The 19,252-nt window shown below is 61.2% G+C and carries 12 protein-coding genes and 1 pseudogene; 2 read left to right on the plus strand and 11 right to left on the minus strand.

Features of this window, described 5'->3' with window-relative positions; all coding sequences use genetic code 11:
• Positions 1 to 845: pseudogene (locus tag IF803_RS16015) on the plus strand (hypothetical protein); the annotation flags it as partial.
• 124 nt (positions 846 to 969) lie between these two features.
• On the opposite strand, the gene IF803_RS16020 reads toward IF803_RS16015, so the two are convergent.
• The 8 genes from IF803_RS16020 to IF803_RS16055 form a co-directional block, all read right to left on the minus strand.
• On the minus strand, positions 970 to 2,397 hold the full coding sequence (locus tag IF803_RS16020) for an HlyD family type I secretion periplasmic adaptor subunit (protein ID WP_461192740.1): 1,428 nt from the start codon (positions 2,395 to 2,397) through the stop codon (positions 970 to 972).
• Positions 2,384 to 5,032 (minus strand): type I secretion system permease/ATPase, encoded by a 2,649-nt coding sequence (locus IF803_RS16025; protein ID WP_461192741.1) that lies wholly within the window; start codon positions 5,030 to 5,032, stop codon positions 2,384 to 2,386. Before IF803_RS16025 ends, IF803_RS16020 begins: the two co-directional genes overlap by 14 nt.
• Before the next feature lie 576 nt (positions 5,033 to 5,608).
• Complete coding sequence (locus IF803_RS16030) at positions 5,609 to 7,054, minus strand: hypothetical protein (RefSeq protein ID WP_461192742.1); 1,446 nt, start codon at positions 7,052 to 7,054, stop codon at positions 5,609 to 5,611.
• A gap of 371 nt (positions 7,055 to 7,425) precedes the next feature.
• Complete coding sequence (locus tag IF803_RS16035) at positions 7,426 to 8,736, minus strand: glycoside hydrolase family 5 protein (protein WP_461192743.1); 1,311 nt, start codon at positions 8,734 to 8,736, stop codon at positions 7,426 to 7,428.
• On the minus strand, positions 8,705 to 10,054 hold the full coding sequence (locus IF803_RS16040) for an O-antigen ligase family protein (RefSeq protein ID WP_461192744.1): 1,350 nt from the start codon (positions 10,052 to 10,054) through the stop codon (positions 8,705 to 8,707). The genes IF803_RS16035 and IF803_RS16040 overlap by 32 nt, the downstream gene beginning before the upstream one ends.
• A gap of 93 nt (positions 10,055 to 10,147) precedes the next feature.
• Complete coding sequence (locus IF803_RS16045) at positions 10,148 to 11,329, minus strand: glycosyltransferase family 4 protein (protein WP_461192745.1); 1,182 nt, start codon at positions 11,327 to 11,329, stop codon at positions 10,148 to 10,150.
• Between the two features lie 17 nt (positions 11,330 to 11,346).
• Positions 11,347 to 12,480, minus strand: coding sequence for a radical SAM protein (locus IF803_RS16050; protein ID WP_038385697.1), 1,134 nt, complete (start codon positions 12,478 to 12,480; stop codon positions 11,347 to 11,349).
• Between the two features lie 9 nt (positions 12,481 to 12,489).
• Positions 12,490 to 13,710 (minus strand): glycosyltransferase family 4 protein, encoded by a 1,221-nt coding sequence (locus tag IF803_RS16055; RefSeq protein WP_461192746.1) that lies wholly within the window; start codon positions 13,708 to 13,710, stop codon positions 12,490 to 12,492.
• Positions 13,711 to 14,046: 336 nt separating this feature from the next.
• Between IF803_RS16055 and IF803_RS16060 the strand changes: the two genes are divergently transcribed.
• Positions 14,047 to 15,060, plus strand: coding sequence for a polysaccharide deacetylase family protein (locus tag IF803_RS16060; RefSeq protein WP_245288758.1), 1,014 nt, complete (start codon positions 14,047 to 14,049; stop codon positions 15,058 to 15,060).
• Between the two features lie 115 nt (positions 15,061 to 15,175).
• On the opposite strand, the gene IF803_RS16065 is transcribed toward IF803_RS16060, so the two are convergent.
• From IF803_RS16065 to IF803_RS16075, 3 genes are all read right to left on the minus strand, one after another.
• Positions 15,176 to 16,183 carry an FkbM family methyltransferase gene (locus IF803_RS16065; protein WP_245288757.1) on the minus strand — a complete coding sequence of 336 codons (1,008 nt, stop codon included), beginning with the start codon at positions 16,181 to 16,183 and terminating at the stop codon, positions 15,176 to 15,178.
• A gap of 17 nt (positions 16,184 to 16,200) precedes the next feature.
• Positions 16,201 to 17,625 carry an oligosaccharide flippase family protein gene (locus tag IF803_RS16070; protein ID WP_461192747.1) on the minus strand — a complete coding sequence of 475 codons (1,425 nt, stop codon included), beginning with the start codon at positions 17,623 to 17,625 and terminating at the stop codon, positions 16,201 to 16,203.
• 389 nt (positions 17,626 to 18,014) lie between these two features.
• Positions 18,015 to 19,133 carry a Wzz/FepE/Etk N-terminal domain-containing protein gene (locus tag IF803_RS16075; RefSeq protein ID WP_028341557.1) on the minus strand — a complete coding sequence of 373 codons (1,119 nt, stop codon included), beginning with the start codon at positions 19,131 to 19,133 and terminating at the stop codon, positions 18,015 to 18,017.
• Positions 19,134 to 19,252: the final 119 nt, after the last annotated feature.

A 19,252-nucleotide genomic window follows, 5' to 3' on the forward strand; every position in this document is an offset into this window, starting at 1 on the left:
AAGCGGGCAAAGAAACGTCCCGGCTGAAGGCGGCGGAGAAGAGCGGTGCGGCCGACCTGCAAAAGGAGCGTGAGCGGTCTGCCCGGCTGGAGCAGGATCTTGCGGCAGCGCGACGTGATATTGAGAGCAAGGCCGTGCTCGTGACCGAAGCGGGCAAAGAAACGTCCCGGCTGAAGGCGGCGGAGAAGAGCGGTGCGGCCGACCTGCAAAAGGAGCGTGAGCGGTCCGCGCGGCTGGAGCAGCATCTGGCGGCAGCGCATCGCGATAGCGAGACCCAGACGGCGCGGGCGGCAAAGGCAGGCGAGGAAATCGTGCTGCAGAAGCAGGCAGCGGAAGCCAGCGCTGCCGAATTGAGGCAATTGCGCGCCAGGGTCGACGTGCAGGCGCAGCACCTCCCTTTGTCGCGGAGCGCAATCCATGCCTATGAGGTCGAGGATCGCAAAGCGCACGGCGCGGCGTTGACGACCGGTGCGACCGCGCGCGACAAGTCCATCGAAGTGGCCACCAATCCAGTCGCCGAACAGACACGAGCGGCGCCCGCTCGCGCGGTTGCTCAGCCTGCTCCCGAGCAGGCTGCGGAAGCGGGAGGGTTGGTGGCGCGGGCGAGCTCCTTGCTGCGTCAGGGCGACATAGGCGCGGCGCGGCTTGTACTCGAGCGCGCCGTGGAAATGGGCAGCGCCCAGGCGAGCTTCGCGCTGGCAGAAACCTACGATCCCCTGATTCTTGCAAAATGGGGGACTTACGGCACGCGCGGTGACGAGCGCAGGGCACAAGACCTTTATGCCAAGGCCAACGCCGCGGGAGTCCAGGAGGCGAAATCGCGCCTGGAGGCGTTGCGCCGATAGCGCATGTGCCAATCCACCGGCAATTGCACCGCAATCGTCTGAACGACTGGCACCAACGCGATCAGCGTCGCTCTGAAGCGAGTGGCGCGTCGCTCGGCCGCAATGCCCGGCGACGCGCTTCGCTTTACCGTTCGCGCAGGGCCTCCTGCCGGTAGCGTGCCAGCGGCGAAAGCAGGTAGCTGATGATCCTGCGGGTGCCGGTCTTGATTTCGACCGTCACCGCCATGCCCGGCCCGAGCTTGACGAGCTTGTCCTCGATTTGCATGTGCGTCCGGTCGAGCGAAACGCGCGCGGCATATTCCAGCTCCTGGCCTTTAGGCTCGCTGCTGCTCTGTGCCGTGCCCAGTGTCCGGTCATTGGGGCTGCCCTGTTGCTTATCGCGCGTGATGGCATCCGTCGACACGCTGAGCACATCGCCATGAAGCAGCCCGTACCGGGTGAAGTTGAACGTATCGACCTTGATCTCTGCCTTCTGGCCGGGATGAACGAAGCCGATGTCGCGGTTCGAGAGCATGGCCTCAATCTCGAGCTGGCTCTCGCTCGGGACCACGACGGCCAGCGCCTGAGCGGGCGTCACCACGCCGCCCACCGTATGAACGGCAAGCTGCTGCACGACGCCGTCGACCGGTGCGGTCAAGCTCTGCAGTTTCGTTCGCCGATCCGCCTTGACCACCTCCTGGGCGGCGCTCGCGGCCTTCTGCTCGGCCTTCGCAAGGGCATCATAGGTCGCGCGGCGATACTCCGCGGCAGTCTTGTCCTTGGTCTCCTTCAGCAGCGCGATCGCCGCATCGGCTTCGCGCAGCCGGCTCTGCTGCAGGACGAGGTCCTGCTGCATGGCGACCAGCTCCTGATATTCGGAGAGATAGACGACCTTCGACGCCAATGCCTTCTCGACGAGACCCTTGCGGATGTCGACGCGCTCCTTCAGTACCGGGATCGTCGCCTCCAGCTTGTCGACGCTCGCCGATGTGGTCGCCCGTTCCGCCTCCTTCTGACCCTGCTGGCGCTCGATTTCAGAAAGCTTTGCGCTCTGTTCGGCGCGCTGGCTGATCAGGAACTGGCGATGCATCTCGATTTCGGCCGCACTTGCCTTTTGCGGCGGCCGGAAGGCCGCGAGCGGGTCTGCGGCCAGCGCGGCGCGCAGCCGCGCGACGTCCAGCTCGGCTGCAAGCAGATCGCTCTTCTGGCGCTCCTGGTCGGCTTCCGTCATTGTCGGGTCCAGCTCGATCAGGACGTCGCCGGCCTTGACGCTCTGGCCGTCGCGGACGCGGATGGCGCGGACCACGCCCGTCTCGAACGGCTGGATCAGCTTGGTGCGCCCGCCCGGCACGATCTTGCCGGTCGCGCTGGCGACGATATCGACGCTGCCGAGCGTCGCCCACAACAGCGCGATGCAGAACGCGGCGATGATGCAGGCCCCGATCGCGCGCCCGATCGGCGATGGCGGCGATTCGGCGATCTCGAGCGCCGCCGGCAGAAAGGCGATTTCGTGCTCGCGGCGGCGGGGTTCGCGTCTCGGGAACGCGACGACATTGCGGCTAGCGGACGTCATGGATACCGGCCTGCAGATAATGGAGGTTGGCGTAACGGCCGTTGGTGCGGATCAGCTCGTCATGGCTGCCGTCCTCGACGATGCGGCCATGCTCGAGGGTGATGATCCGGTTTGCATTGCGCACCGTCGACAGCCGGTGCGCGATGACGAACACGGTCCGTCCGGCGGAAATCCGCCTCATGTTCTGTTGGATCGCGCGCTCGCTTTCGTAGTCCAGCGCGCTGGTCGCCTCGTCCAGGATCAGAATGCGCGGATCGGTGATGAGTGCACGCGCGATTGCGATTCGCTGGCGCTGCCCGCCGGACAGGCTGCTGCCGCGCTCGCCCACGACGGTGTCGTAACCCTCTGGCAGTTCGAGGATGAAGTCGTGGGCGCCGGCTAGCTCCGCCGCTTCGATGACGCGCTCCATCGGCATCGCCGGATCGGCCAGCGCGATGTTGTCGCGGACCGTGCAGTTGAACAGTACGTTCTCCTGCAACACGACACCGATCTGGCGCCGCAGCCAGCTCAGATCGACCATCGCGAGATCGACGCCGTCGACCAGCACGCGTCCGCTCTCCGGGACATAGAGACGCTGGATCAGCTTGGTGATGGTGCTCTTGCCCGAGCCCGATGAACCCACGATGCCGATGACCTGGCCTGGCTCGACGCTGAACGACACGTCGTGCAGCACCTCGGGACCGTCGATGCGGTAGCGGAAGGTCGCGTGCTCGAATGTGACCTGGCCGCGGATCGGCGGCAGCGCCGCGCGGGCCGGCGTGAAGCTCGGCTCGGGAATGGTGTTGAGGATGTCGCCGAGACGATCAATCGACAGGCGGGCTTGATGGAAGTCCTGCCAGATCTGTGCGAGCCGCAGAACCGGCGCGCTGACGCGCGCGGCCAGCATGTTGAACGCGACGAGCTCGCCGACAGTCAGGTCCCCGCTGACCACCAGGCGGGCGCCGAAGTAAAGGGTCGCGGCGATGACCAGCTTGTTGATCATCTGGACCGCCTGGCTCGCCGTGTTGTTCAGGCTGAGCACGCGGAAGCTTGCGGACACATAGCCGGCGAGCTGCTCCTCCCAGCGGCGTTGCATCTGCGGCTCGACCGCCATGGCCTTCAGCGTCTCGATACCGGTGACGCTCTCGACCAGGAAGGCCTGGTTCTCGGAGCCGCGATTGAATTTCTCGTCGAGGCGCCGACGGAACAGCGGCGCGGCTCCCGCGGAGATGCCGATGTAGAGCGGAAAGGACGCCAGCACGATCCACGTCAACGTCGTCGAGTAATAGAACATCACCGCAAGGAAGACGACGGTGAACAGCAGATCGATCACCAGCGTGAGCGCCGAGCTGGTCAGGAACTGGCGGATGTTCTCGAGCTCACGGACGCGCGCCACCGAATCGCCGACGCGGCGGGTCTGGAAATAGGCGATCGGCAGCGCCAACAGGTGACGGAACAGCCTGGCGCCGAGCTCGACGTCGATACGGTTTGTCGTATGCGCGAACTGATAGACGCGCAGCGTCTCGAGAACGGCCTCGAACACGGTCAGCACGACAAGCCCGACGACCAGCACGTCGAGCGTGCTCATGCTTCGATGCACGAGCACCTTGTCGATCACCACCTGGAAGAACAGCGGTGAGACAATGGCGAAGATCTGAAGGAAGAACGACGCCGCCAGCACCTCGCCGAGCAGGCGACGATACTTTTGCATGGCGCCGACGAACCAGGAGATATCGAAGCGCCGCGCGAGATCGGTCAGGCTGGCGCGCCGGGCCATCAGGATGATGCCGCCGTCCCAGATGGCCTCGAGTTGGGCCTGGGTGATTGCTTCGGGGCGCGGAGACAGCGGGCGCTGAACGAGAAGCTTGTCGTCGATAACCTTGCCGAGGATCAGGAAGCTGCCGTCGCGCAGCACCGCAATTCCCGGCAGCGGGGTGACCGCAAGCCTGTTCCAGCTCGTCCTCTGCACCTTTGCCTTGAGCCCGAAATCCTTGGCGCAGCGCAGGATTTCAGTAACGCCGAGGCGCGCTGAGCCGATGCGGTGGCGAATTTGACCGGGGTCGGCAGCGATTCCATGGCAACGCAGCAAGATCGCCAGCGCAATGAGCCCGGATTCATCGTCATGCTCGGATTCGACGCCGGCGGCCGGGGATTCGGTGTTTGTGTTTGCCGGATGGATTGCGGCTTCGTCGCGAGGCCCGCGCATCAGGATGCCAGGTCTCATCGCCGAGAAGCCCTTCGTGAGTCCGTCACGGGCACGCATCAGGCCCTCGCCGGCGCGGTGCATCAGGCCGGTGCCCAGGTCAAACGAGCGCGTGCGGATGTCGGAAAATGCATGACGTGCGCGCTGTGCGAGGCTCTGTGATCCAGCACAGATCAAACCGCCATCCCAGATCGCTTCGAATTCCGCGCGCGTCATCCGGCTCGGATGCGGCGAGGTCGGGTGCAGCACAAGCGCCACCTGGTCGTCGATCTTGCCCAGCAGCAGAAATCCGCCGTCACGCAGCGAGGCGATTCCGGGCAGCTGGATACCCGCAAGGCGGGTCCAATCCATTGTCCGCGAACGGACTTTGACTCCGAATTCGCGCGCGCAGCGAAGCATCGCGCGAATGCCGATCTCGTCGCTCCCGCAACGATCGCGGAGCTGGTCCGGCACAGTATTCACGCCATGGAGGCGCAGGAACAGAGCTAGCGCGCGAAGCCCTAGATCTGCAGCGGGGGCATTTCCGTTCTGGATCGCCATTCTTACTCAACCCTTCGCGGCTACCCGGCCGCGGTTGTGTTCCTTCTCGTGCATTTCCAAAGACTGGGAATTCCAATGCCGCGCATCGACAGAGCATGCGACATACCGCTTGCTCGCAGCCAAAAGGCGCAAGCAACATCAAAGCACTAGGGCCTCGAACCGCGAGGGATTTCAAAGCAGTGGGATTTTAGACCTGCCCCCCGACTGCTGAACCGGTTCGTTAATGCGCAAAAATGGCGAAAAAAGTTTCAAATCTTGATTTTTGCACCGGTAAATTGCGCGCAAATTTGCCGCATACCCGAAGCTGTTGCGCCAGCACGCGTTTTGATCGCTCGGAAACAGATGCGGGCGATGAAGCCAACCGAGATCGAGACCCGCGCGTGACAGTCCCTTCGCCGTTACCGTCCGCGATCGACTGTCCGTTTCCAATTCCCAACACGTTGATGGGTACTGCACCCGGGCGCAGAGCCCCCGGGTGCAGTAGCCGGATCAACCCTGAGGTTTGCTCAGGAACGAGTTGTGCGTCCAGCCGGTCCCATTCGACATGGCCGCTGCGATCTGACCACCGTCGACCCGACCGGAGCTACCGGCCAGATACTGGTTCAGCAGCGCAAAGCCCTGGCTTGCCTGGGACGCTCGCGTGCCTTGATCGCCCCAACCGGTCATCTGCGATGCCGTGTTCGCCAGGGTGCTGGAGTCCACGCCCATCTGCTGCTGCCACTGCGCAAAGCCGTGGTTTGCCCAGTTGCCGGTGTTTCCGCCAGTCGAGCTGGACGGCCGGGGATCCGTCACGCGGATCGTCTGCGGGTCCGACGACATCACAGCACCGGTGGTCGGATCCATAGCGCTCGCGGTCAGCGTGAGGTTCGCGACCGGATGAGCATTGCCCTTGTAGTTCGACGTCAGCGTCAGTCCGCTGTCGACCTGCGCGGACGTCAGGGTGATGTTGTTGCCCCTGAGCGTCGTGCCATCGCCGGTCGTGATCGTCTCGTATCGCGGCAGTCCCATGATATTCAGGGTGAGGTTATCGTTGGGGTCGGTCGTCGTAAGAGTCGTCCCCAAGTCGACCTGACCGCCTCTGCCGGCCACCCAGAGAGACTTGTCCGCGACGTCGAGCACCGGCGCAGTCACGCTCGGAGTCGTGGGGGTTGTCGGCGTCGTGGGGTCGGTCGGCGTCGTCGGCTGCGACGGTATCGTCGGGTCGGTCGGCGTCGTAGGCGTCGTCGGTGTCGTGGGCGTCGTCGGCGAAGAGGTGCCCTTCAGCGGAGGCGGCAGATCGGCCTGCAACTGCGCAGACGTCATCGAGGTGAAGTAAAGGGTCTTGTAGCTCGTCGTCAGTTCGACCCAATCGCTCATCCCGGCACCGGGATTGTTGGAGAACCCGTCGACGTATGCGGCTGTTGGGGTCGACCACCAATCAGCTCCCAGATCGGCAACGAGATGCTCGTTCGGATCAGTGGTCCTCATATTGGCCTGGACGTAGACCCCATCGACCGTTCCGGCCGAATAGCTGCCGCGTGAGCCCGGCCAGAAATGGTCGTTGTATCCACTGAGGGGCGCAGCGCCCATCGCGCTGCCGTCCGCCTGCCTTGTCACGCTCCAGGCAGAGTTCGTGTTTCCGGAAAAGTCGGCGAGAAACTGAGATCCGGCGATCGGGTCCGTCGCCTGATCTTGCACGAGAACCCAGCCGCCAGTTTTCAGATGCACCCACGTCTGGAAGTCGGCGATCTGAACGTTGGCCGGATTGGAATCGTTGGTTGCCCCGGATTTGGGATAGACCTGTCCCCACCCCGTGACGGAGGTGAAATTGGATGGCGGGGTGCTGCCTGTATGGCCGGTGCTCCCGCCGTACCAGGAATAGCTTGAGGGGACCCCAAGCGGAAACCCTTCGCTGTTGCCAGGCGTGTTTTGATAGATGACATCGGTCAGCGCCACTTTAGTTCTCCATTGCAGACCAAATTTAAGGACGAGGAATTCCGCTGCCGCGCATCAGAGATGTGCGACAGATTGCATGCTCGCGACTTCAGCCGCGAACAGATTCCGATTCCAAAGAATTGCAGCCTCGAACCGCGAGGAGATTTCAAGCAGTGGGATTTTTGGAAGTTGCCCCCCCGACTGCTGAGTCGGTGGGTTAATAATCAAAGATGGCAAAAAAACTTTCAAAGTGTGATTTATACACACGTATAACCTGACCGACATTTACTCCACACGGGCGATTTTCCGCTGAAATTCGCAGCGTTGGTCGGTTTCGCGCCACATTTGATTTCTGCAAGGTCGCGTCGGCTCGCCTGGCTCAGCCTACGGTCTCATGGATTGCGCAGACCGAGCGCTGTCAGGAGCTCCGGGACAAATGCGCCGTTGTCGCTGGTGATGCGAAACGACTCATCGAGGTCGTGAACGCACCAGCCAAATCCGTTTTCCTCGACGGCCTGACGCACCGACTGCAACCACGTCGCCCGATCCGATAACGCGGCACCGGTGCGACCGGCGAAGTCGCCAAAACATCCGAACTCACCGCACATGACGCGCTTGCGATCGACCTTGTTCTTGTCGGACCAAGCGGCGACCTCGCCGACCCTGCGACGGATGAACTCGATACCCTGAGGGACATCGAAATACTGACCTGCGTTGTTGCTCAACTGCTCGACAAGGTACGTCCTTCGCAACACGGAGGTTTCCTCGTCCGATTTCGCCAGACCCGTCGCTCGCTCGATCACCCGAACGCGGTCGTCGGGTTGTGGGGGAAATTGGAGGCGATGCACATACTTATTGTAGGACACATTCACGCCCTGAAGCGTGAAGATGAACGGCTCGTAGTAGTGAAACACGAATATTGTATTCGCGTCGAAGGCGCTTACGTCGATCGAGAGCAGACCATCGATGCTCGCGTAGTTCATTCCTGAAAGGATCAGCGTGTGTTTCGGAGCGGCTGATCGTACCGCGTCGTAAAGATGTTTGAGCTGCTCCGCCCAAGCCGTCTTGGAGCTGAAATCCGACGGCGGCGGCGGTTCATTGAACAGCTCCAGCGCGACCGACTGGGGATTATATCTCGCCTGCAATGCCGCTGCGATGCTCGTCTCCACTTCGACAAGACGCAGAAAATGCGGGCCTGCGATTCCATCGGTCAACGTCTGAATGTTCCAGTCCGTGTGCTCCGTACTGACGTGAACGTCGAATAGCACCTTCATGCCGGCCTGAAGGACGGCGTCGACCGATCGGAGGACAGTTTCGATGCCTGAGGTCAAATCAGCCTTGGTCTCGACGGCGAGCAACGGCGCTGGATCGACACAGATGCGCAGGAAGTCGACTCCGCTGGCGGCAATTCTTTCAAGCCGCTGTTTCGGCATCCAACTGTCCCAGCCCCTACGGGTGTTCCAGGGCTCACCCGTCTGCCAATGCGCGAATGGCTGCTGGATGTTGATGCCGCGCAGGCGGTCGTGCGACGACGCGAACGCGACGTCCGACTGGCGAGCAATGGACGGCTCGGCGGTTGGCTGTCCGAAGACCGGCGATCGCGTCACGCCGTACGCAGCCGCGCCGGCGACGGCCTGAAGTGCGTGACGCCGGCTCAATCCAGGTTGAGATCTAGGTGGAGCGCCGTTCTTCCGCGACTGCAAGGTTACGTTCTCCAAATGCTACATCGGCCGGCGAACCGGCGGTCATCAAAAGGTGGCGGAAGGACCATCCGGGGCTTCGTGCGGCGACCGCTTCCGGCTGGGACAGGACTATGAAAACGGTGACGATCAAATGCGAGAACGCCACTGTTTCCCGGTTAAAGCTTTGATCGAGCAATGCAACCAGCGTCACGCCGACAAAGATGGCGACCCAGAAGTGCAGAATTCCGGCTTCCACTGATTTTTTCCCGAATGTGTTGATGAGCCGTCGCCGGTCGGACATTGCAGCCACCGGAAGGCTGAACCAAAACGCGGCAAAGGAGATCAGGCCTACCATGCCCGTATCGAAGAATATCTCCACGAATTGATTGTGTGCCTGCAGAAGGAACGGACTGTAGAGTGGGGTTTGACCGGGGCCATATCCGATCCAAGCTCGTTCCAACCCAAGTGTGGACAGATAGTACCAGTGGTGAATGCGCCAATGGACCGAGGTCACTGCGGTTTGCCAGTCCCACACCACATATTCCCCGTTCATGATGTAGTCCGGAACGGTTTTCAGGTCTGAGAACAACTCTCCAAATGGAGATGCCCACATCAGGATCGCGAATGCTGCCGCGAACGCGGGAAGCAGGGCAGGCCTCTGGACAAAAAGGTATACGCTGAGGGCCACCCCGAGCAGCGCGACTCCGGTCCTTGAAGCGGAAAGGACCAGGGCAACAACAAACAGCGAGTACACCGCGAGGTGAAAGTGCTGAATGGGAAGCCGCATTTTCCGGCGCGACAGCTCGCAAACGAAAAAGGTCAGCACGATCTCCAGGCTGTAGGGTACGGGGTGCGAGGAAAGACCCGCCACCCGTTCAAACTTGTCGTATTGCGTGACGAGCTCTGCATGACCGGTCAGGTATTGGCCGAGCCCCACCGCGGAAATGACGAACAACAGCCACATGTAAACACGATGGAGGCGCGGGCAAAAATCCGGATGACGATAAAGGGCAGCAAGTAGTGCGACGAACATGATCAGGTGCACGTACCTGAACATCTCGTACAAGGCGGTATACTGGTTGATGATCTTGCCGGCTCCGAAGCCATTGGTGACAAAAGACAGGATGCAAGCGGCAACAAAGACGGACATGGCTATCAAGAGTACGAACAGTCTTTTGTGTATCCTGACATGTCGCGCGTGCCAGGCGGCCACAACACCGATCCCGATGACGGTGAGCGACAGGATCATGGAGAAGCTCGTCCCGGACAGACGGTCGAGGCCGTTGGAGATCGATCGAAAGAACGTATAGATAAGAAAATACAGCAGGAGCGTATTCATCTTGAACGTCGCTTTGGTTCGATCGGTTTGGGGCCATACCCCAACCGTGGGACAGGCATGGCGCGTTGGCCGGCACGCCGCGTGCGCAGCTCGCTAGGCGGTGCTGGGCGGCGCTGTCCGGGACCGCGCATGAGGACCGCCTCGACGAGGCTCGATTGCCCTGCGATAGCATCCGAGAGTGCGCTCCGCGATAGAGCGCCAGTCCTCCCGCTCAGCCAACCAGTTGCGTGTCTTCTCGCGCAGCTCCAACGGCCACGGACTGTGTGCAAACGATGCCAGGCGATCCGCGAGCCCTGATACATCTCCCACATGAAAATAATGCGCGTCATTCAATCCGATCTCCAGGTGAGCAGGAATGTCACTGGCCACCACGGGCAAACCGAAGCTCAGAGCTTCCAGTAGCGCGATCGGCAAGCCTTCGTGCGAGGATGGCAGAACGAATATGCCTGCGTGGGCGTATAATTCCCGCAGTGCGAGGCCGCACTGGAAGCCCGCCATGATCACCCCAGCGGTTGCCCCGGCGCGCGCCGCAAGCATTTCGGTATACGCGTCTGGATGCTCGGAGGCGCCGACGAACACGAGCTTCCATCCAGCGAGTCTGGCATCGGCAAAGGCCTGAATCAGGTCGGTGTGCCGCTTCTCTGGTACCAGCCGGCCCACCATCAGCACATATCGTCCCGGCGTAAGCCCGAGCTTCTCCAGCACCGAGGTGCTTTTCGGCACGTCAGGCAAGGTGACGCCGTTTGGAATGAGGTCCGAATTCAGGCCGTACTTATCCCGCACCAGCTTTCGGATGGTCTGGGAGATGACGATGCGGCCGTCGGAAAATCGCATTCCCCAGGCCTCGCCGGCGCGCAGGGCCATCCTGGCCAATCGGCCCCACTTCTCCCGTTCGTAATCCGGGCCGTGGTGCGTCACGACAACATGCAGTCCCAGCAAGCGCGCGAGTGGCGCCATCAAGGCCGGTCCGATGGCCTGGATGTGCAACACGTCCGGCCGCTGCCATGCGGCGACAAGCACTCCGAGGAACGAATGGACGATTGTCTCGAGACCCGAGGTCTTCGGGCACCATACCCGCTGGTAACGTACACCCTGCCACTCGTTGCCGCGGTCAGGCGGCATATACGAGGATCGAACGATCACCTCGACATCGCAGCCCAGTTCCTTGAGATGAGGGCAGAGGTGCTCTGCGTGAACTTCCACTCCTCCCTGCACATTGGGAAATCCACGCAGGCCAAGCATGATCACCCGCAGTACCAGATGATCCGCACTCACTGCACCCTCCTGTCAAATTAGTTATTCATGAATTCCTTGAGCGGATATCGGGCGTCGACCGTCTCTCTCCCGCGGACCAATCGTGCCTTTTGCTTTTCGTTGAGGAATGACGTTCGTTGGACACGCGGGGTAGGCGCGACGTTGGAATAATCGATGTATTGATCGAAACAGATCGGCCGGCCGAGCTCGACCTTCAGCTTGTTCTTCAGCACCCAGATGAGCGGCCCCATCTTCGGTGCCTGCGGAATCAGTGTTGAGCGCATTGCCGTGCGCGCGGTCGTCACCATCCAACAGTTCTGTTGGCAAGCGTGAACCTTGGCGACGGAGTTCTTGGCCGTGTCGCTGGCCATGATTTCGCTCCAGGACTGGCGCGCCAAATTGCCCAGCGGCAGATCCGACCGCACATTGCAGGCCCACACATCGGACCAGGGGTCGATGAATGCGAAATCAGTGCCTGCGCTGCAGCGTATCAACCGCGGGTGGCCGAGGATCTTTTCGATCAAGCCCAAATTCAGATAGGCGCGGAACCAGTTCTTCGGCTTGTTGCTCTTGAGCATCGCAGTGATAAGCCCTTCGACTTGCCGGGCCACCGCGACGCGCTCGTAGAAATAATTGTCGTTCTTGTAGAACTGCCACGCGTTGTGCAGCGTCGAGGTCGCAAGTTCGAACCCCATCGAACGCGCCAGTTCATAGGTTCGAACGAGCTGAGCCACATTCTCGTCCTGGATGACGAAGGCGAATCCCAGGTCTTGCCCGCCTGCCTCCTGCAGCATGCGAAGTCCGGCTACCTTCGTGGCATAGCCGTCCTTCTCGCCGCGGATGCAGTCGCTGGTGGTCGCGTCACCCTCGAGGCTGAAACGAACCTTGATCTTCGGGTGCTTCTTGATGATGGGGAGGAGACGCTCGGGATGCAGGCCGTTCGAGCTGATCTCTATGATTCGGGCCTTGGGGTGGAGCAGGTCCACCATCTCGGCCAGATCCTTCCGCAGAGTCGGTTCTCCGCCGGAGATATTGAGATTATCGAACCCCCCAGGCAGCTTCGCCAGGGTCTCGAGCGTGACCTCTTCCTTTGGATCGGTCGGATTCTTCCAGATGTAACACATCTGGCATCTCGAGTTGCAACGAAACGTGGAGATGACGGTGAGGTCCATTTGCAATCCTCAATGCGATGAATGCCGCTCGCTCACCAGTGATCGGTAGACGGCCATCAGTTCGGTGTTATGCTTCTCGAGAGAGAAGTCCGCTTCGACGCGGCTTCTTCCTGCTGCTCCCATGCCTGCACGGCGTGCGGCGTCGCTCATCAGGCAATCGAGGTGACGTCGAAGCTCGTCCGCATTGCCGGGCTCAAACAAAAGCCCCGTCACGCGATCGTCCACGAGCTCCGGAATGCCGCCGACGCGGGTCGCTATGACCGCCTTGCCATAGGCCATCGCCTCCAGCACCGACATCGGGCAGTTCTCGCACCACTCCGAAGGCACAACCACCACGGAAGCCTCGGCGATCGTCTCGTTTAGAGTTTCGCCGGACAGCTGGCCCGCGAAACGCACATTTCGGGTGAATTGCGCCTTCAAATTATCCGCCAGCGGGCCGGAGCCTGCGATGACGAGAGGCCACCGGCAGTCCGCTGCTTCGTGGGCGCGCAACAGCGTCTCGGCACCTTTTCCCGGCGCGAGCCGGCCGCAATAGAGCACGTATCCCTTGTCCCGATCGCTCGCCGAAATGCCGGTGACATCCACGCCATTGTAGAGCACCTGGACCCGGTCCGCTGCGAACCGAGGCAACACCGACTCCCGCATGAACTGGCTCGGCGCGAGGAAGCGATCCACCTTCTCGTAGCTGCCAAACCAGCGCTGAATGACCGCCTCCATGTAAAGCGTGGCGCTCTGTGCGATCGAGCCGTCAGCGCAGCGGTGCATCAGCACGTGATGGAAATCTCCGGCGAGACACGACGAACATAGCTGGTCCTCTCGCATGCGGGTGTGCACCGGGCACACCGGCTTCGAATCGTGCAGTGTCAGCACGACCGGAATCCCGCGCGACTTGGCGACGCCGACAATCGACGGGGTCAGCTGGTGATAGATGTTGTGACAATGCATCAAGTCCGGCCGAGTCTCCTCGATCAGGGATGCGAGTTTGCTCACGGCCTCGCGCGAGTGAATCAATGAGAGCGCGCTCTTGATCTTGGCGAGATGGCCGCCGGTCCGGTATTCCTGGCGAGACACGAAGTGATTTGCATAGCGGGATTCGATGTTCCGCTCGTGCTGCATCGCGAAGTCAATGACGTCTGCCCCGCTGCTCGTCAGGAACATTCGTTCCTGAAGCAGCACTGCCTCTGCGCCACCGTTGTTGAACAGAAACTTATTGGCGAGCAGTACTTTCATTAAGGCCCTCGACACACACATCACGAAGGCCGGCATCACCAGTGGCCGGTGCACTCTGTGTCCGGCGAAAAGCTACCGTGAAAGCAGTCCGATGCAGGCGGCGCATTCAGAGTGCCGGCGATGAAATCTGGGGTACCCAGTAGTGAGTACCAGCGCTGTGGTTGCCAGAGCGGCGCGGTTTGTTGATAAATGGAGGGCTGTTTCTCATCGGAAACATTGCTGCATTCACGACGGCTATTTGAGGATGAGCATGGGGAGATCGCACACGCAATCAAATGAGCACCGAAGCCGCTTGGTCGGCTTGCACGCAATCAGCCTGTCCGGTGGTGGCTTCGCGTGAAGCGACTTCTCAGCCGAACCATATTCCATGCGGCTAGTTGGGCGGGGTTTGCGCCTGCTTTGCGCAAGGCATTTGCCGGCAGGGCCGCTATCCTGATGTTCCATGAGATTCAGCAGGACTGGCACTCGGAGCTGAAGACCGGTGCATCGCCTGATTTCCTTGAATACACTCTGAAGTGGCTGCGCCAGCAAGGATGGGAGATCGTCAGTCTCGATGCATGTCTCGAGCAGCTGGCGGTGGATCCGCAACCCCGCCGCTATGCGGTGCTTACCTTCGACGACGGCTACAAGGACAACGTCACGACTGCATTGCCAATCCTTGAGCGAAATAACGCGCCCTTCACCGTCTATGTTCCAACGGGTGCGGTGACGCGAACGATGCAACCGTGGTGGCTGGGCTTGCGCGACCTATTCCGCTCGAGAGACAGTCTTGCGATCGACGCAATGAACATGCGATTCAGCTGTCGCGATTTTGACGAGAAAGCATCGGCCCTGGAGAAGGTGAGCAACTGGGTCCATGAGGATTACCAACGAGTCGAAATGCTCGCCCCTACGTTCAGCAAGGCCGATCTATCGCTGGAGGCCTTGAACGACACCTATTTCATCAATGAGCGCGAGCTTCAGGCCCTGGCGCGACACCCCCTGGCTTCGATTGGCGGACACACGGAATCGCATCCAGCACTCGCGTGCCTAAGTGCAGCTTCAGCGCGCGCCGAAATGGCGGGTAATCGCACCTATCTGGAGGCATTGCTTCAGCGCCCGGTCCGGCATGTCGCTTTTCCCTACGGCAACTCCAGGGCATGCGGTCCTCGAGAACAAGATCTCGCGGTGGAAGTCGGTTTTTCGACTGCAGTCACAACTCGGCATGGACAGATACCTGATCGCAAGCCGAATCCTTTTGGGCTTCCTCGCATCGCGGTCGGAGGTCCATCCGACGGCAGAATTCCGTTCGAAGGGCGAATGAATGGCGTCCAGTCGGCGGTCGAGATGCTGTTCGGTCGCAGCAATTGATATCGTGCATTCCGATCGCGTCGAAGGGCCGAGTGCACGCGAATTCTGGCTCGGGCACGAGAAGCGGCCGGCGATCTCGTGCGCCAGGATCGGCCGCCGACAGCGCTCCACACGATCATGCGTGACTGGCGATTCCTGAAATCCAGCGATGGAAGCCGGAGCCGGGCGGGCAGGTCGCGAAATTGTAGCCGATCTTGGGGTTCACCTTCAGGCGATCCAGTGTGCCGAGGTCACTGACTCTCGTGACTGACCCGTCTGCAGCAAGAGAAAACACTGGAAGTCCGAGTGCCTCGAACACATACCTCGTGGTCGCGTGGCTGCGATCCTGGCCATGATCTTCGTAGATGATCAGCGTGTCGCGCTTCAGAACTTGCCGGGCGCCCTTCAGGGCCGCAACCTCCTGGCCCTCGACGTCGAGCTTGATGACGAGCCGATCGCTGTCGGTCAGCTGCTGGTCCCTTGCCAGCGCATCGATCGTTATCGACATGACGGGCTCGGTGTGTGACGGACGGCTGCTCTGCGACGTTACGATGTGTCGGGCCGAATGAGGTCCGTCGTCGGAGAAGAACAGGCTGCGCCCGTCGTACTCGAACAACGCCCTTCGGCAGATCTCGAAGCGCTGATCATTCGCGTCGCGGTTCTGCTCGAGAATTGCAAGCGTCTCCCGTGAAGCCTCGACGGCAATCGCGCGCTTGCGACCCAGCATTTCCGACGTGACGAGAACGGACCAGTATCCGATGTTCGCACCGCAATCGAAGAACGTATAGTCGGTATCCTTCAGCCGCAGCAGAAGCGTCGCTATGTCCGGCTCGTAGGTCATGCCGGGCTGGCCGATGAAGAATGCATTCCAGTAGACGTCGTTCAGCTCAAAGTACAAGCGGCTGCCGTCGGCGAAATGCACGCAAGACAGCTGGGAATGCAGAAGCGGCTTGACCGCCCGCATGGCAAGTCCCATACCGCGCCCGGTACTCCGCGCAACAACCGTGTGCAGAAGCCTCACCAGGCCCATGGAAAGCCGGCTTCCTGACACCTCGTATTCGAATGTACCCCGGTCCATCAGGTACCGCCTCCCGTGCGTAAATCCGATTGCAGCAGCCGCGTCCTCGGATGACAGCGAACGCATTCAACTACCTCCCCAATTCATGTACGCGTGTCCCGACTGCCGCGAACAGGCTGCAGGTCAAGAATGGTGGCGCTGGCTTCCGGCCGTATTGCCTCGGTACGCGGTTCGGATGCGCCTCTCCCCGTTGCGCGCCTGACCAACGCGAGGAGCGCCGTGGTGGCCGTGATATCGATCCCTTCCGCCGAATAAATGTAGGCCGCCGTCCACGCCCTGGTTGCGATGCCCGCGCAGGCGCCGGCAACCGCCGCTCCTGTTGTCCCGAAGGCCAAGGTCGCGCCGATCATGGCCAGGATCCCCACCGCCCAGGTGATCACCACGATGTGCATCGCGGCGCGCTGATGCCCCGTCATGTTCAAGGCGATGGGGCCGATCCCGAAGTATGTCGACACCAGCATGCCGATTGCCAGGACCATCAGGACGCTGTAGGCGCGGGTGAAAGTCTCTCCGAACGCCATCAGCGCGAGGTCGCCGCCAAGCGCCAACGTCGCAACGCAGCCGAGGACGGCGACAAACGCGCCTAATGACGCTCCCGACGTGACGCGCGTGATTTCCGCATGGCGATTCTCATCGAACAGACGTGCGATGAGGGGCGCTGCGGGAATACAGAAGGTCGCCAGGAAGAAATCAAGAAGGAGCGCGATCCGGCTGGCAGCGTAGTAATATCCAGCGGCTTCCGGGCCGACCATGACCGAGATGACGACGAGGTCGATCGTGCCGCCCATGATACTGGTGACGCTGGTTACCCAGAACGGTCCCGAACTGGAAAGGACGTCGCCAAGCCGGTCGTTGGACCGCCTCACCGCCATGGTGAAAACCTTACATCCCTCCGCGAGATGCCGCAGGTAAATGTTCTGAGCGGCGATCAGCACGACCAGGATTCCAGTCGCAATCAGCAGAACGTCTTGCGCCGGCAGCGGATGGCCATACGTCGCGAAGAGAACGGCGCCCAGCAATATGATGAGAAATCGCCACAACACATCTTTCGACACGAGTGCGAGATTGACGGAGCCGAGCGTGCGCCCCAGCGAGCTCTGCATTTCGATCAAGGACAACGGCAATATCAGAAGCACGCTCGTGGCATATTGCCAGCTTCCGAATATTCCGTCGCGGCCGTGAGCGGCGACGAACGGAAGGAGGGCGAGTACTGTCACAGCAACGCTGCCCAGACATGCCACACGAACCCGCTTCGCGACGATCGAGCCGATCTCCGGGTAGTCTTTCCGGGCGGCGATGCTTGGTATTTCCCGCAACACGCGAAATTGCTGACCGACGAGGCCGACCGTGGAGGCGACGAGCGCGAACGTCAGCAACGACATGAGCGCGCCGTATTCCTCTATGTTCATCATCCGCGCAAAGCTTACGCCGAAGAGGAAGGAGACGACGGCGCCCGAGCATCGGTATGCCAAAGCCAGCCATGACTGCCGGAAGACATTGCTGAACATGGTCGCCGGTCCGCCGGGCGCTCGGGTAAAGCTCGTCATTGCTCAAGCCAACGTTGGTGGACGCCACGCGGCGCCCAGTAATTGTGATCGAGCTCTTGCCCGAAATTCCCGGTTCGGCGCACCTCGTGGGCGGAGGAGCGGACTGCGCGGAGGCTGAGCGTTCAAAGGCGACTCATTGTCAAATCGACACATTGTCGCAGGGTCGAATATAACCCCACGGCTGCGGAGAGCGTTCGGCCCTTCTGGATTACCCACTCCGGTGGCCGCAGCGGGAAGCATGCTGCCTTCATCGCGATGAAGGCGGTTCGCCGACGCGCAGTGTTCGACGGTGATGTACGGGGGCATTTCAATCGAGCTTGCGTATCGCGATCGGGAGCCAATTCATGCGCCTATAAGTCAGGATTGGCCTCCTTGTACGTGTGTTGTTTCTCGACCTTGAACGAACCATCGAAATGGGGCTTGACGCCGCTCGCCTTGAGCCCCTGGACCACTGCAGTTCCTCCGGGTGCGGTGCCTGCAGACCTGCGCGCGGGGGCGCGTTCCCGGTCAGACCTGTCGCGTAGCAATCCAATTCCAATCCCCAGAAGCATGCCGCCGAGGATCGCCGATCCAAGTATCAATCGGGCGTTTGGCGAGCTGGCCGTGTAGGGATGAGACACCCCGGTGAGCAGACGAGCCTCGAACACCGGCGCGGATTGCTGCTGCATGGCGTCCATGTAACGCAACATGCGGAGGAAACTGTCATACGTTTTGGCGGCGGCGTCCGCCGTGGCTTCCAGTTCGCGGAGTTCGTCTTGCGTCGTTCCGGTCGATTGCGCCGAGGGCGGACCTGCCGCGGCGGTGTTCGCGGGAGCCGCCATGCCAGTCTTGTAATCCGCTACGGCCTTTTTGGCAGTCGACGCCTGGCTGCTCAATTCGTTGACACGATCCTTGACCCATTTCTCGTTTTGCAGACCCCATTTGTATTTCGCGTCCATCTGCGTCGTAATGTAGGTCTCTACGATGGTGTCCAGGACCTGCGCTGCCCGATCGGGGTCGGCGGAGTTGAAGGCGAGATCGACAATGTAGGTGAGGCCGGCGCGCTTCACTGAAAGCTTGCGCGCGAATGCTTCCATCGCATCACGCGTGACGACATCCGTGTCCGGTCTGCTCCAGCCGAGCATCCCTGATATCGACCGGCTGAAACGGTGCAGGGCGCCGCTGGAGAATTCCCGATCCCCCGCCAAACCGAGCTTCGCGATCGCCGCGCGAGCGACGCTCTCGGACTTCAGGATTGCGACCTGACTTTCGACGGCCGTCGTTGCCGACGCCGTGTCGTTGGAAGAAGCCGCCTTGGCGTCGACGATGAGTTGCGCGGTGGCCGTAAACGTCGGAACGGTGACAACGAGATAGAGCAAGCCGGCGCCAAACATCAGAAAACACGTCAGCAGTATGATCGAGAGGCGGCGGCGCAAAAAGGCGAAGCCCTCCGCCACGAATTCGGCCGGCGAACCAAATTCAGGCGGCATCGGGTCCTGAGGTGCCGAATTGTCTGTTCTGTGAGTTTGCAGCATTTGTCTCGAACCTGCAGTTACTGGTGGCCTACCGAAGCCTCCGCCGATCAAACGGGAACGGGATCGATTGCAAT

The organism is Bradyrhizobium sp. UFLA06-06, from assembly GCF_054820065.1.